Source organism: Bacillus spongiae, from assembly GCF_037120725.1.
Taxonomy (GTDB): domain Bacteria; phylum Bacillota; class Bacilli; order Bacillales; family Bacillaceae_K; genus Bacillus_CI; species Bacillus_CI spongiae.
Genome location: NZ_JBBAXC010000011.1, coordinates 84,506 through 98,343, shown reverse-complemented (window position 1 = coordinate 98,343; position 13,838 = coordinate 84,506). Strand labels below are relative to the sequence as shown.

13 protein-coding genes and 1 riboswitch are annotated in these 13,838 nt (G+C 36.4%); of the genes, 7 read left to right on the top strand and 6 right to left on the bottom strand.

Features of this window, described 5'->3' with window-relative positions; translation table 11 throughout:
* Nucleotides 1–110: 110 nt before the first annotated feature.
* Both WAK64_RS14080 and WAK64_RS14075 read right to left on the bottom strand, forming a co-directional pair.
* On the bottom strand, nucleotides 111–542 hold the full coding sequence (locus WAK64_RS14080; protein WP_336587622.1) for a VOC family protein: 432 nt from the start codon (nucleotides 540–542) through the stop codon (nucleotides 111–113).
* Nucleotides 543–800: 258 nt separating this feature from the next.
* A complete protein-coding gene (locus WAK64_RS14075) occupies nucleotides 801–1,223 on the bottom strand; it encodes a YhfM domain-containing protein (protein WP_336587621.1) in 423 nt (140 codons plus the stop codon).
* Nucleotides 1,224–1,865: 642 nt separating this feature from the next.
* Between WAK64_RS14075 and WAK64_RS14070 the strand changes: the two genes are divergently transcribed.
* The 3 genes from WAK64_RS14070 to WAK64_RS14060 all read left to right on the top strand — a co-directional run bounded on the left by WAK64_RS14070 (nucleotide 1,866) and on the right by WAK64_RS14060 (nucleotide 4,618).
* A complete protein-coding gene (locus WAK64_RS14070) occupies nucleotides 1,866–2,564 on the top strand; it encodes a response regulator transcription factor (protein ID WP_336587620.1) in 699 nt (232 codons plus the stop codon).
* On the top strand, nucleotides 2,557–3,705 hold the full coding sequence (locus tag WAK64_RS14065; protein ID WP_336587706.1) for a HAMP domain-containing sensor histidine kinase: 1,149 nt from the start codon (nucleotides 2,557–2,559) through the stop codon (nucleotides 3,703–3,705). Before WAK64_RS14070 ends, WAK64_RS14065 begins: the two co-directional genes overlap by 8 nt.
* Nucleotides 3,706–3,778: 73 nt before the next feature.
* The gene (locus tag WAK64_RS14060; RefSeq protein WP_336587619.1) at nucleotides 3,779–4,618 is read left to right on the top strand and encodes a M15 family metallopeptidase; all 840 of its coding nucleotides are present in this window, start codon (nucleotides 3,779–3,781) and stop codon (nucleotides 4,616–4,618) included.
* 413 nt (nucleotides 4,619–5,031) lie between these two features.
* Here WAK64_RS14060 and WAK64_RS14055 read toward each other — a convergent pair whose 3' ends face one another.
* Nucleotides 5,032–5,181, bottom strand: coding sequence for a Fur-regulated basic protein FbpA (locus WAK64_RS14055; RefSeq protein WP_336587618.1), 150 nt, complete (start codon nucleotides 5,179–5,181; stop codon nucleotides 5,032–5,034).
* Nucleotides 5,182–5,280: 99 nt separating this feature from the next.
* Nucleotides 5,281–5,460: riboswitch (Lysine riboswitch) on the bottom strand.
* 230 nt (nucleotides 5,461–5,690) lie between these two features.
* Here WAK64_RS14055 and WAK64_RS14050 point away from each other — a divergent pair.
* The 4 genes from WAK64_RS14050 to WAK64_RS14035 all read left to right on the top strand — a co-directional run bounded on the left by WAK64_RS14050 (nucleotide 5,691) and on the right by WAK64_RS14035 (nucleotide 8,219).
* Entirely contained in the window at nucleotides 5,691–6,128 is a 438-nt protein-coding gene (locus WAK64_RS14050) for a BrxA/BrxB family bacilliredoxin (RefSeq protein ID WP_336587617.1), read from the top strand.
* A gap of 84 nt (nucleotides 6,129–6,212) precedes the next feature.
* Nucleotides 6,213–7,208, top strand: a complete 996-nt coding sequence (locus WAK64_RS14045; protein WP_336587616.1) for an aromatic acid exporter family protein — start codon at nucleotides 6,213–6,215, stop codon at nucleotides 7,206–7,208.
* 23 nt (nucleotides 7,209–7,231) lie between these two features.
* Nucleotides 7,232–7,741 (top strand): L,D-transpeptidase, encoded by a 510-nt coding sequence (locus WAK64_RS14040; RefSeq protein WP_336587615.1) that lies wholly within the window; start codon nucleotides 7,232–7,234, stop codon nucleotides 7,739–7,741.
* A gap of 289 nt (nucleotides 7,742–8,030) precedes the next feature.
* Complete coding sequence (locus tag WAK64_RS14035) at nucleotides 8,031–8,219, top strand: hypothetical protein (RefSeq protein WP_336587614.1); 189 nt, start codon at nucleotides 8,031–8,033, stop codon at nucleotides 8,217–8,219.
* 526 nt (nucleotides 8,220–8,745) lie between these two features.
* On the opposite strand, the gene meaB is transcribed toward WAK64_RS14035, so the two are convergent.
* From meaB to WAK64_RS14020, 3 genes are read right to left on the bottom strand one after another with little or no spacing between them, the layout of a single operon-like run.
* On the bottom strand, nucleotides 8,746–9,759 hold the full coding sequence (gene meaB / locus WAK64_RS14030; protein ID WP_336587613.1) for a methylmalonyl Co-A mutase-associated GTPase MeaB: 1,014 nt from the start codon (nucleotides 9,757–9,759) through the stop codon (nucleotides 8,746–8,748).
* Nucleotides 9,759–11,855, bottom strand: a complete 2,097-nt coding sequence (scpA, locus tag WAK64_RS14025) for a methylmalonyl-CoA mutase (protein WP_419465955.1) — start codon at nucleotides 11,853–11,855, stop codon at nucleotides 9,759–9,761. Before scpA ends, meaB begins: the two co-directional genes overlap by 1 nt.
* 53 nt (nucleotides 11,856–11,908) lie before the next feature.
* A complete protein-coding gene (locus WAK64_RS14020) occupies nucleotides 11,909–13,747 on the bottom strand; it encodes a methylmalonyl-CoA mutase family protein (protein WP_336587611.1) in 1,839 nt (612 codons plus the stop codon).
* Nucleotides 13,748–13,838: the final 91 nt, after the last annotated feature.

Sequence of the window (13,838 nt, the reverse complement as noted above, 5' to 3'; positions counted from 1 at the left end):
ATCGACCACTTTTCACTTATGAATTTTGACAATTCCATCCCCTAATTAGAAACACTTAATCTCAAAATAAACTAACATTTCTCATCCAGAAAATATCCTTATTAGTAAGTCTAGAAAGAAAGCATTGCACCACGTTCATCAAATACAGATGCAGGGTTCCAAGCAACCTCCCAAAGATTGTTTTCAGGATCAGCGAAATACGCTGTTCTTCCTCCCCAAAAAGCATCGCTCGGCTCTCTTAAAATATTTCCCCCAACTCTTCTTATTTCTTCAATCGTTGCATCAACTTGTTCCCGTTTATCTACATTTATAGCAAGGGTTATTCCTTTAAATGTATCTTTATCATGGTTTATTTGAACTCCCGCATCTTTAGCTAATTCTTCGATTGGAAAAATAGATAGAATAACACCGGCTGTTTTGAATGCAGCGTAATGATCAGAGCTTATATCGTTTTCTTCCCACCCTAATTCTTGATAAAAAGTACGAAGCTTTGGTAAGTTAAAAGCTCCGATTGTTATTAAGCTGACTCTTTCTGGAACCATAATTAGATCCTCCCATTATTAATTCAATTAAAAGACACTGGTTTGATTTTATTTAACTATACTAATTTATTATTTCATCACATTCTTCCTTCACTTTTTTCGTAAATACTTAGCTTTCTTTAGAGGCTTTGTTCAAGTCAATGGACCATTTGCTCAATATTAAAATCCTTTATTATCAACACAAGAATCTTAATCAGCCTTTATTTTAGCTGTTTTAGTATGGATGGTTGCTTTCTATACCACGAGGGCAAATTAAAATTATTGGTCAGATAATTTTCCGCTAGTAAGTATCTCAAATAGTTCCGCTGACTCATCCTTGCCTAATTGAATATATTGGCTTGCAGCGCCTATAACAAGTTCCACTTGCTCATTGTTAGGACTTATCCAAAGTTCATATAACACTACTTTTACTTGTATATCGGGATTTTTATATATAAATACAAATTTGTAATCAGCAGGGCGTACCATATTTACTTTTGCGGTTTCCCAAACAATATCATCTACTATCTTTTTCACATTTTGAACTTGCTCATTATCAGTGATTTCTCTAAGGTCTTCATATTTATTCTCATCACCAATACGTTTTTGGATTTCTATATATTGTTCTTCTGTTTCTATTCCGTTTGAACAACCTCCAATAATGATTGCAATGAAAACAATAAAGTATTGAAAGCTTTTCAATGTTATCTCCCCCTTTTTTCATTAGACGTCTTAAATTTCAAAAAGTCTCCATTTTTCCCTTTAATTATAACATTCCTTAAATGTAACAATTTTTTTAGGAAAAAGCCTATTCTAAAACGACAGATTGATGAACTATTTTAGAAATCTAAAGGACTATAGCTTTTTTGAGTTTATAAAAATGGATTTCATTCAACTACTGCAACTTTTGAGTGCAATGAATTCATTTGTATGCATGGAAGAGCTTTCACTTCTCACTTTCCATTACGGTACTAGACTAAAAAGAAAAGAAAGATTAATATGATTTAAATAATGGCACTATGTTCAGTGACAAATTGTAGAGAGAACAATAACGTTACGTTACACTGATATAAGCCATTCAGGTTAACAAGGTTACATTCACTTGAATCCTTTGCTCAAACAACCAAAGATCAAATCGATTTTAGTCTAATATTTATTGTACTTAAAAGGATTAATACGTTATAAAAGGAAAGAACTGAATATATAAACAATAGTGATTAGCAATACAATAGCCTCTTCATAAATCATATGACCGTATGAAATGAATACTGACTAACAGAGCAATGCGCTATCACGAAAGAAAAACATTCAAAGAAACAGTAACATTCATTAGGAGATGAACCCATGAAACCTATATCAATTTTAATAGCAGATGATGAAGAAGAAATTGCCGACCTTATTGCCATCCATTTAGAAAAAGAAGGATACAAGGTCATAAAAGTGTTGGATGGAGAAAAAGCGATTGAAGTGATTCAAACTCAGCCGATTGATTTATTAGTTTTAGATATTATGATGCCAAAAATGGATGGATATGAAGTTACCAGGCACGTTCGGCAGCAACATAATATGCCCATTATTTTTTTAAGTGCAAAAACATCTGATTTTGATAAAGTCCAAGGGCTAGTAATTGGAGCGGATGATTATATGACGAAGCCCTTTGCCCCCATTGAACTTGTAGCCCGTGTAAATGCTCAATTACGACGATTTATGAAGCTGAACCATCAACTACCCATAGAGGATCACGCTAGTTTAGAATTTGGTGGATTAGTCATTTCTTCCGAGCAACGCACCGTTATGCTTTACGGTGAAAAGATTGACTTAACTCCGAAAGAGTTTGACATCTTACTATTACTAGCGAGTAACCCGAAAAAAGTATATAGTGTTGAAAATATTTTTCAACACGTGTGGGGCGAAGCATACTTCGAAGGAGCCAATACAGTCATGGTCCACATCCGTACGTTAAGAAAAAAACTAAAAGATGATCAAAAGAAGGACAAATTGATTAAAACGGTATGGGGGGTTGGATATGCATTTAATGGCTAAAATCAGACGTAGTTTTCGGGCAAAAATAGCCGTGTTAGTTAGTTTAAGTATGATCTCATCTGGAATCGTAACTTATACAATGTATAAAGTACTGCAAATCCTTTATCGTATGATGGCGTGGGCTCAATTTGAGAATTTCTCATTGGTCCCACTGCGCATTTTTTTCGAGGAAATTGAATATTTTTTTGTTTTATTTATCTTTTTCTCGTTTTCTATTTTGTTTTTCTTTCTCTTTTCGAAGCCTTATGCAAATTATTTCAACGAGATATCAATGGGCATCACTCACCTTGCCGAAGGAAATTTTAACCATCGTGTTCAAATCGTTTCAAATGATGAGTTTGGAGAATTAGCTAAAGAAATTAATCTAGCAAGTCAAAAGTTTGAAGAAGCTACCGAAAGAGGAGAATTCTCAGAAAGCAGTAAAAATCAATTGGTGGTTAATTTGGCCCATGATTTACGTACACCACTTACGTCTGTTTTAGGTTACTTGGATTTAATTCTTAAAAATAATGATTTAACAGCAGAGCAGGTTCATCATTATTTAACAATTGCCTTTACAAAATCTCAGCGATTAGAAAGGCTTATCGATGAATTATTTGAAATTACTAGAATGAATTACGGTATGCTACCGATAAAGAAAATGGACATTAATATAAGCGATCTCCTAATTCAACTTAGTGAAGAAATGTATCCTGTTTTGGAAAAAAAGCATTTACAAGTCCGAATGAATGTTGTCCCTCATTTGCCTACTTATAGTGATGGCGATTTATTAGCCCGTGTTTTTGAAAATCTACTAACCAACGCCAGCCGTTATGGGTACGAGGGAGAATATGTAGACATTAATGGATTTATTGAATCTGATGACGTCGTTGTTCAAGTTGTGAACTATGGTGATCGAATTCCTCCTGATGAACTTCCACACCTTTTTGATATGTTTTATACAGGTGACAAAGCTCGAACTCAGCAAAAAAAGAGCACAGGTCTTGGCTTGTTCATTGCGAAGAATATAGTAGAGCAGCATAATGGCACCATTAAGGCTGAAAGTAGTATTATACGTACGATGTTCGAAGTTCGATTACCTCTTGAAAACAAGCCAGATGACGAAATTATTCCGGCCGAAAATGATTTAAGAAAAATTTAAATATTACCCTACTCTCTTTTTAAACATTTTTTCCTATCCTAGTTTTAAGAAACAACAGGGAGGGGAAAAACACATGAAGAAGTGGGGATTTTTTTTATCTCTTATCATTTTTATCATAGTCAATACGGAGCTGATGTCTCAAAATTCTGTCGAAATCCTAGAAACTGATCTAAATTATACTGAAACGACTGAAATTGACATTACAAAAAAAGAGATTTACCAAGGAAACCTCCTGCTAGCTAATCATGACTATCCTGCTCGAGAAGAGAGCATTAAATCAGATATTGTCACATTAATGGCAAATGATGAATTGACAATAGGTTACGGGCTGCTTAATAGCAACATTAATTTGTCGACAGAAGTTGCACAAGCATTTTCTAAAATGGTCACTAGTGCTGAAAACGAAGGGGTTAATCATTTTTTAATTAGTAGTGGATTTCGCAATTTTCAAGAACAGAATAAGCTTTATCAAGAAATGGGGGCTAATTACGCCTTACCAGCTGGTTATAGTGAGCATAATCTAGGTTTATCGCTCGATGTAGGGTCTACTCTAATGGAAATGAGCAAAGCACCCGAAGGAAAGTGGATAGAAAAAAATTCTTGGAGATACGGCTTTATCTTACGCTACCCCGAAGATAAAATAGATGTTACCAAAATTCAATATGAGCCGTGGCATATCCGCTATGTTGGATTACCTCATAGTGCCATTATGTACGAAAAGAATTTTGCTCTTGAGGAGTATATAGCTTATCTCAGAGAAGAAAAAAATCTTTCTGTCATAATAGACAATAAAACCTACACGTTGTCGTACTATCCTATTTCTGAAAGTACAAGCATTAAAATACCTAATAATCAACAATATGACATTTCAGGAAATAATGTTGATGGAGTCATCATAACGATAAGCGAATAATTGATGAATTTACCTTTGTCGGTGTTACAATAGTTTTTAATATAAATAGTGATTGTAAATCTGCATCGGCAAATTTACAGGAAAATGTACTTGGATATGAGAAAATTACAGCACTCATATAATAGAGAAGTCGTGTTTATATAAGGGCTAGGAGTGATCTCCTTGCCCAGTATCCGTTAAATCGATACAGAACCGAGCTATTCATAAAGGAACTTACCTGCCATAAAGTGCAGTGATGCATGAAGATCCAATTTACACGTTGAGATGGTTCCATCAAGGTATTCTTCATAAGGTATTGATTAATGAAACGAGTTCGATCATTTATACAAAATCGCTGTCAAATAGTTTTGTCTAAAGTAAATCCTGCTAACGATCCCATACAGAAAGTCATCCAATAACTCTTATTTGCAAATTTATTTTGTACACCCTTTTTGATACAAATTATATAGTTCACTTAATGAGAGCTGAAATAAATGGCGCCCATCCTCTGCTTTAAAAATTCCTTTTTGAATAAATAAATCGATTAATTCATCTTTATCTAAAACTGCCAGCTCTTGATTCATCCTGTTTCTCCTTCTTATTTGGTATTTCCCCTCACCTTCCCTTTCAATAAAGCAAAAAACGCCTAACAAGATGTTGGCGCTTTACTTATGCAACAACATCTCCTTAATAGCCCAACACAAACTTTTTTGCCTGTGACAGTGCCACACCTGTTAAGTGTAACCCCAGTGAATCATTCTGTGGAAATTTCTTCACTTCGGCATGAGTGCCTTTAGCTTATGTTCCTAGATGCCACACATCTCCCATAAGTTACTGATCAACCATGCACCTCTATTTTCAGAGAGGAGTAATTATTCTTTTTTTATTGTGTATAGTTTTATCAAACATCGTACCTACTTGTCAATACCTTTATAAAAAGACAAAATATTTTAATTTAAAAAATTTATTATTTAAGCAAAAAACGGATAATAAAATAAAAATCTAGTAGTTACGATAACGAATGTTTGAAAAAACATTCATAATCCACTATGATTAAAGTACATCTCAGTATGTATTAAAGGAGAGAAGAACATTGAGTATGGATTTTAATTTATTTATGAATGATGTTGTCAAACAGGCTAGAGAAGAGATTGAAGCGGCCGGTTATACACAATTAACTACTCCGGAAGCTGTTGAAGAAATTTTAGCAAAAGACGGTACAACGCTCGTTATGATTAATTCTGTCTGTGGTTGTGCTGGCGGAATCGCTCGCCCTGCTGCATCTCATGCCGTTCATTATGATAAGCGTCCAGATCATTTAGTGACTGTATTTGCAGGACAGGATAAAGAAGCAACTGCTAAAGCACGTAGTTATTTCACTGGCTATCCTCCGTCCTCACCATCCTTTGCATTAATAAAAGATGGAAAGATTTGCACAATGGTAGAGCGACATGAAATTGAAGGACACCATCCTATGTCTGTCGTCAACCAACTACAAGAAGCTTTTGACAAGTATTGCGAGGAAGTATAACGCTTACACACCTGACATTTAATGAATGTCAGGTTTTTTGTATGGCTAAAATGAGGAAATAGACTTGATGATAGGAGAATATCCATGTTTAAAATAGGGTATCGAACCATTAAAACCGCAATCGGAACGACAATAGCCATATTGCTCGCGCAGTGGCTCCAACTAGATAATTTTGCATCCGCTGGTATTATCGTAATTCTTTGTGTGCAAAACACTCGCAAAAAATCCTTATCTGCATCGTGGAGTCGCTTTTTAGCTGGTATCATTGCAATGGGTTTTTCTTATGTATTTTTTGAAGGGATTGCCTATTCCCCTATCACTATAGGATTAATGCTCTTATTTTTTATTCCGACTACCGTGGCTGTTAAAGCAAAAGAAGGCATTGTTACAAGCTCCGTTATTATTCTGCACTTATATTCTGCTAAACAGATCGATTTCGAGTTAATACTAAATGAGGTTGGAATCATTGTCATTGGAATTGGCATTGCATTAATTATGAATTTATACATGCCAAGCTTAGATCAAAAACTTGTTTATTATCAAAAAGAGATTGAAGGGAACTTCCAAATTATCTTTAAAGAGATTTCCCACTTTTTACGTTGCCAACATAGTGAGTGGCAAGGAAAGGAAATTACATCAACAGCACAATTAATCCACGATGCCAAATCTATCGCTTTTCGAAATGTAGAAAATCATTTCTTACGTCATGAAGATGAGTATTACCTTTATTTTAAAATGAGAGAAAAGCAGTTTGACATTCTAGAACGGATTTTACCAAATGTGACTTCGATTTCCCTTACAGTTGAACAAGGACAAATTTTGGCTAAATTCATGGACAAATTAAGCGAACAAATACACCCCGGAAATACAGCACTCGTTTATTTACAAGAGTTATATGATATAAAACTGGATTTTGAAGGCATGCCCTTACCACAAACGAGAGAAGAATTTGAAGCAAGAGCCGCTCTTTTCCAATTTATGAAGGACATGGAACAGTATTTACTACTCAAAAGCTCTTTTAAAGGCATTAATATTGAAAAAAAGAATGGAAATTTAAAAAGAGAAGCAAACTACTCTTAACCTTTTATGAAAGGATGACAGAGATGCCGTTGCTTCTCTCTTTATTTTTAGTATTCTCTCCTATATGGCCACTTGGTAAAAACCCACTTCCTGGTGATCCATTATTGATTGTAAATAAACAGACAAATGAACTTGCCTTTATAAATAGAGAAAAGCTCATCTATCGTTTTCCTGTGGCAACGGGAAAACGAGCAGAAATGACACCTGAAGGAATTTTCACGGTTACCATAAAGGCAGAGAATCCCTATTATCGAAAGAAAAACATCGAAGGTGGATCTACTAAAAATCCGCTCGGGACACGGTGGATAGGATTTGATGCAAAAGGCACTGATGGAAGAATCTATGGATTACATGGAACGAACTCACCTGAAAGTATTGGTCACTACGTTTCAAATGGATGTATTCGACTTAAAAATGATTCCGTAGAAAGCCTGTATGAACAAGTCCCACTCGGAACGAAAGTGTATATTCTAAAGTCTTCTCTTTCATTTGAGCAAATAGCCAAAAAAATTGGCGCTATCTCATCTCCTTAGTAAGCAATTACTCACTAATTCGTCACCTTCGTTTTAGTCTTTTGATAAGGAATAAACAGAATCCTCATCACCTTTATACTTGCCAGTGAAATTTAATTATTTTCAATTTCTATCTAAAAATATACTAACTGGCTATTAAAAAGCGCTTTCAATCACTCACTACCGTTACCATCGTTCCTAAATTAGAACATGGTGGAAAACACTTTTATCCTCATATTAAAACAAAGGCGGAGAGCCATTCAAATAACGTTAACATACTATATAGGAGTAAATTAAAGGGAGAAACGGTTTGGAGTTTGCTTTCGCCCTGCTAAATTTATTCTTTTTAACCATCTTTTTATTCTCTGCCAAATTCGCTATCATTTTTCTATTCACTAGTAAGAAATGCGACAAAAAAGACAATTGTATATGCTTTCTCGGACCATTTTTGGCGATTTCTGCTATGGCACTTGCTTTAGGGCTAATTATTGCTCGTTAGAAGTTGTTGATCCTTCCATTCTATAATCTAAACATTCAACTGAAAAACCAATGGAGAGGAAAATTCCTCTTTTCTTGTTTTACCACATCGGTTCAAATAATTGAGAAGACTCTTTCATAGTATTAGAGCAGGAGGTAGTTGCTAGTATCGTTTTTCTTCATTGGCCATTGGTTCTTTTCACCAATTACATAGTTAATGGATACTTTGGTAACAACCTTCTTAATACCTTTTATGCACAATTTTCTTTTTATTTTGTACAAGACCCTATAGGAGGTAATATATTTTATATTCTCCATATACTTGCCAACGAAAAAGCGAATACGAACAGAATTCACCCACTCTATCAAATTCTTATAATGTTAAAGAGGCTGGGACAATACTTAATGTACCATTCTCTAAGCCGAATAATTTCTTATATAACAAGAGTTATAATTAAAAAAACCGAACTATAATGGAACTCTATATTAGAGTTTTTCATTATAGTTCGGTTTTTCCTTTGGCTGGAATACTTCTGTCCCAGCCTCTTTTAGCGATACAATTGAAATAATTTTGAAATAGCCGTTTGCACACTGATTTTTTCATTTTCAACTTCTAATTGGATAGAGGGTATTTCTTTACTTATTTTCTCATGATCATAAAAAGATTGTAATAATTGGTCTGTAATGGATGACTCTAACCATTGCAAATTTTGCTGTTTTCTTCTTTTCTCAAACTGATTTGTAGCGACAACATGTTGTTCAAACTCTTTAACGACATCCCAAACTTCCGCCACTCCAATCTCCTTTAACGCTGAACAAGTGTACGCTTTAGTGCTCCAGCCCGGAGTAGATGGCGATAAGAAATGGAGAATCTGATTGTATTCAGCTTTTGTTTTTTCCGCTTGTTTCTTATTCATCCCGTCCGCTTTGTTTACAACAATTGCATCCGTTAATTCCATAATCCCTTTTTTCATCCCTTGAAGCTCATCACCTGCACCTGTAAGCACTAACAGCATAAAAAAGTCTACCATGCTTCTCACAGTGTATTCACTTTGACCTACCCCTACGGTTTCAATTAAAATCGTATCGAAACCAGCTGCTTCACATAAGTACATCGTTTCTCTCGTTTTTCGATGAACTCCGCCTAGTGTTCCAGCAGTGGGCGAAGGTCGTATAAAAGCATTCGGATGTCTTGAAAGTTGTTCCATTCTTGTTTTATCACCAAGAATACTCCCCCCTGATAATGAAGAGGAAGGGTCGACAGCTAAAACCGCAACTTTATGACCTCTTTCACACAAGTAGAGTCCAAAAGCTTCAATAAAGGTACTCTTACCCACACCAGGCACTCCAGTAATGCCTATTCTAATGGAAGCACCTGTCTTTGGCAGAACCTTGTTGATCAGGTCCTGTGCTTGTTCCTGATGACGTTGAGCTTTGCTTTCAATTAATGTAATCCCTCTAGCAAGCCAAGCACGGTCACGCTTTATTATTCCATCGTATACCTCATTTACAGTCGGTTCATTACTCGATTGTTTTACTTTACGAGAAAAGTGTTTCCCCATTATTCTGCCACTTCCTCATAACCTAACTTCTCATAAATTTTATCTAGTACGATTTCTGCACAAACGGGTATTACTGTACCTGGGCCAAAGATGGCTGCCGCTCCATTTTCTTTTAGAAATTCATAGTCCTTATATGGAATAACACCACCTATAAATACAACAATATCCTCTCTTCCTTGCAGCTTCAATTCATGTACTAAAGCAGGAAGCAATGTTTTATGACCAGCAGCTAGTGAACTTACACCGATAGCATGAACATCATTTTCAATGGCTTGTTGGGCCGTTTCCGCTGGCGTTTGAAACAGTGGACCGATATCTACATCAAATCCTAAATCAGCAAATCCTGTCGATACGACTTTCGCTCCTCTATCATGACCATCTTGGCCCATTTTGGCCACTAAAATTCGTGGTCGACGTCCCTCGTTTTGTAAAAACTCACCTGTTAGCTCTTGTACTCGATGAATTTCTTCTTCGTTCGAATAATTCGAGCTGTACACTCCACTTACTGAGCGAATGACAGCCTTATGTCTTCCACTAACGTTTTCAATACTTGTGGAAATCTCACCGAGCGTCGCTCTGGAACGTGCGGCTTCAACTGCTAAAGCAAGAAGGTTTCCTTTGCCCGACGACGCGGCTTCTGACAAGGCTTTCAGACCAATCCGTACATCCTCTTCATTTCGTTCCTTACGCAATGTTTCAAGTCGCTCAATTTGTTTTCTACGCACTTCGGTATTATCAATATCCAGTATTTCCATTTCATCTTCTTGTTGAAGTGGATAAGCATTCACCCCAATGATTTTTTCTTCCCCTGAATCAATTAGCGCTTGCCTGCGAGCAGCTGCTTCTTCAATTTTCATTTTTGGCAAGCCTGTTTCGATTGCTTTTGTCATTCCACCCAATTCTTCAACTTCTTCTATGTGAGACCAAGCTCTTTCCATTAGCTCATTCGTTAAGGACTCTACGTAATAAGAGCCTCCCCAAGGGTCAATAACATTAGTAATCCCTGTTTCTTCTTGTAAATAAAGCTGTGTATTCCGAGCGATTCGAGCAGAAAAATCTGTTGGTAAAGCAATGGCTTCATCTAATGCATTTGTATGAAGTGATTGCGTATGCCCCATTGCTGCAGCATGAGCTTCAATTAACGTTCGAATAACATTATTGTACGGATCTTGTTCTGTTAAACTCCATCCTGACGTTTGTGAATGAGTGCGAAGTGCGAGTGATTTCGGGTTATTAGGCTTGAATGATTTCATAAGCTGAGCCCAAATCCGCCTTCCTGCTCTCATTTTTGCTACTTCCATAAAATAATTTTTTCCGACTCCCCAGAAAAATGATAGTCTAGGGGCAAAGGAATCGATATCAATTCCTGCTTGTAAACCAGTTCGTACATATTCGAGCCCATCAGCAAGTGTGTAAGCTAATTCAACATCTGCCGGCGCACCTGCTTCCTGCATATGATAGCCAGATATACTAATGGAGTTGAATTTTGGCATATATTTTGCTGTGTATTCAAATATATCTGCGATAATTTTCATCGACATTTCTGGGGGATAAATATACGTATTTCTTACCATATATTCTTTTAAAATATCATTTTGAATGGTCCCAGAAAGCTTTTCCTTTTCAACCCCTTGTTCCTCTGCAGTGACAATATAGAAGGCCAAAATTGGCAGTACTGCACCATTCATCGTCATCGAAACAGACATTTGGTCAAGTGGGATTCCATCAAACAAAATTTTCATATCCAAGATGGAGTCAATTGCTACTCCTGCTTTTCCTACATCTCCCTCTACGCGAGGATGGTCAGAATCATAGCCACGGTGGGTAGCCAAGTCAAATGCAACAGACAATCCCTTTTGACCCATTGCTAAATTCCTACGATAAAACTGGTTACTCTCTTCAGCTGTTGAAAAGCCGGCATATTGACGAACCGTCCACGGTCGTGAGGTATACATTGTTGGATAAGGACCTCTTGTATAAGGGGCAATACCAGGTAGATCATCTAAATGGTGAAAAGATTGTAGATCGGTATTCGTGTACAAGCTTTTCACATTAATTCCCTCATTTGTAGAAAAAGTATCTACGTCCGGTTTCATTGTTTCACCAATAGAATGGAACGGGTTGATTGTTGTAAAGTCTGGCTTCTTTGTCATCCTCTCGCCTCCCATATTGTTAGAAGTTGACTCATTTTCTCTAAAATATTTTGTTTTGCATGGATACTTCCAGAAATTCCGGCTTCCTTTAATCGTTGAAACGATGTTTCATTTAATAACCCTGCAATATCGATAGGCGTAGGAGTAGCTTCTTTTAATAAGGCTAGGCTTGGTAAAAGGATGTTTTCATAATCTTCATCTTGCCCACACACACAATAATAATCTAATCCTGATTTCTCAATATATTGAACGATTTGTTCTGGTTGATTGCAAGGATCACTAATACTCGATTTAATACCCGCCAAGGCTAAAACACCCGTTACATAATCTACACGTGCTTTATGTTTTTTTAATGACGAGAGGGCTATCACACCTACTTTTGGTGGATGACCTGCTTCTGCTAACTTATACCCTCGAATTTTTAATTGTTCGAACTCTTCTGCAAACCTCGTTCTTTTTATTGGAGCAACTCGTTCACCGGTATACGTTTCAATTGTTGTCGGCACCTCTTCATTGGGATAATCCTCTAATAAACTGGCATAGATATTCGTCCCAATCATTGATTGTTTACGAGTCTGAATATGCTGTTTCTTTTCATTTAGATTTTCATGTAATGTTTGTTGGATTTCACCAGATTTCATACAATGGAGAAGACCACCTTGTCCTTCTATCTGTTGAAAGTATTTCCAACTACGATCAATTAAAGAATGGGTGAAACTTTCTATATAAAAAGAACCTCCAGATGGATCGAGTACCCTTCCTAATTGAACTTCATCTCTTAAAATCAACTGTGTATTTCTAGCTAAACGATCCGCCAATGCTTTTTGATCCCGTTTACTTGTAAATGGACTAATGGTTAAATAATCTACTCCTGCAACAACAGCAGCAAACGCCTCATTTCCTGCACGTAAAATATTCACATGTTCATCCAACTTACTTTTATTAATTCTTGATGTTTCTCCACTTATGGTCACCTTTTGAGGAGGAACGTCATAAGCAGATAATAAAGTGGTCAAAAGCGCACGAAACGCCCTAATTTTACTCACTTCCGTAAAAAAATCACTGGAGAAAGAAAAATGAAAAACAAGCTTTGAAATAATTTTTTCCACACTCCACCCTTCAGCTTGAAGGAGATCAAGATAATTTACTGCAACGCCTAAAGCAATACCTAATTGCTGGACAGCTGATGCGCCGCTTTCTTCATATAACGTTACATCTACTAAAAGCGTTTGAAGCTGAGGATGTGTTCGGTCTAACTTTTGAACCGATCTTACCCATCTTTTCTTTTCAGCGTCGCTCCAAAATTGACCACTTTCTAACCCATTGGCAACAGGATCTGTTGCGACAATTCCCGTCACTGGTTGATCAACATCCTCCAACGCACTAGATAAAGCTGGAAGAGAAATATGGAGTACGTGAAGAGCATAGTCATGTACCGGTAAAGACTGAAAGAGCTCCATTTGTTGAACATGTGATAATGATGCAAGCGAACTTGCCTCGATTGAAATGGTAGATTGTCCTCTCGAAAGAGCTTCCATCATATTTTCGTAGATTTGCTGCTTATGTGCACCTGAAATTCTTTGAGATATATGCCATGGGCTTTTCGTGCTTTCAAACCCCCTAGTATGGAGACCACCTGCAGGTGCTTTATCAATTGATAGCTCTTTTACATCTTCTTTTGTGTATAGAGGCTTTATTAAAATATTTTCATACGTTTTACGTGAAAGAGTCGGCAATGGCCTTCCTTTAAGTGATGCGGTAGCTGTTTCTTCCCATTTTTGTAAAGTTGGCTTTTGAAATTGCTGAAATTTCCCTCTCGATATATCCCCCATCATTACACCCCCGTATGTAATCGGTTACATTTTTCTGAAATAATATACTTTTCGAATTGTTCTCTATAGTTATTGTAGTATATATATGGAATTG

Bases quoted from the DNA above. Each gene is read 5' to 3' on its own strand.
- WAK64_RS14080 (WP_336587622.1), bottom strand. From the start codon at position 542: ATGGTTCCAGAAAGAGTCAGCTTAATAACAATCGGAGCTTTTAACTTA.
- WAK64_RS14070 (WP_336587620.1), top strand. From the start codon at position 1,866: ATGAAACCTATATCAATTTTAATAGCAGATGATGAAGAAGAAATTGCC.
- WAK64_RS14065 (WP_336587706.1), top strand. From the start codon at position 2,557: ATGGCTAAAATCAGACGTAGTTTTCGGGCAAAAATAGCCGTGTTAGTT.
- WAK64_RS14060 (WP_336587619.1), top strand. From the start codon at position 3,779: ATGAAGAAGTGGGGATTTTTTTTATCTCTTATCATTTTTATCATAGTC.
- WAK64_RS14055 (WP_336587618.1), bottom strand. From the start codon at position 5,181: ATGAATCAAGAGCTGGCAGTTTTAGATAAAGATGAATTAATCGATTTA.
- WAK64_RS14045 (WP_336587616.1), top strand. From the start codon at position 6,213: ATGTTTAAAATAGGGTATCGAACCATTAAAACCGCAATCGGAACGACA.
- WAK64_RS14040 (WP_336587615.1), top strand. From the start codon at position 7,232: ATGCCGTTGCTTCTCTCTTTATTTTTAGTATTCTCTCCTATATGGCCA.
- meaB (WP_336587613.1), bottom strand. From the start codon at position 9,759: ATGGGGAAACACTTTTCTCGTAAAGTAAAACAATCGAGTAATGAACCG.
- scpA (WP_419465955.1), bottom strand. From the start codon at position 11,855: ATGAAACCGGACGTAGATACTTTTTCTACAAATGAGGGAATTAATGTG.
- WAK64_RS14020 (WP_336587611.1), bottom strand. From the start codon at position 13,747: ATGATGGGGGATATATCGAGAGGGAAATTTCAGCAATTTCAAAAGCCA.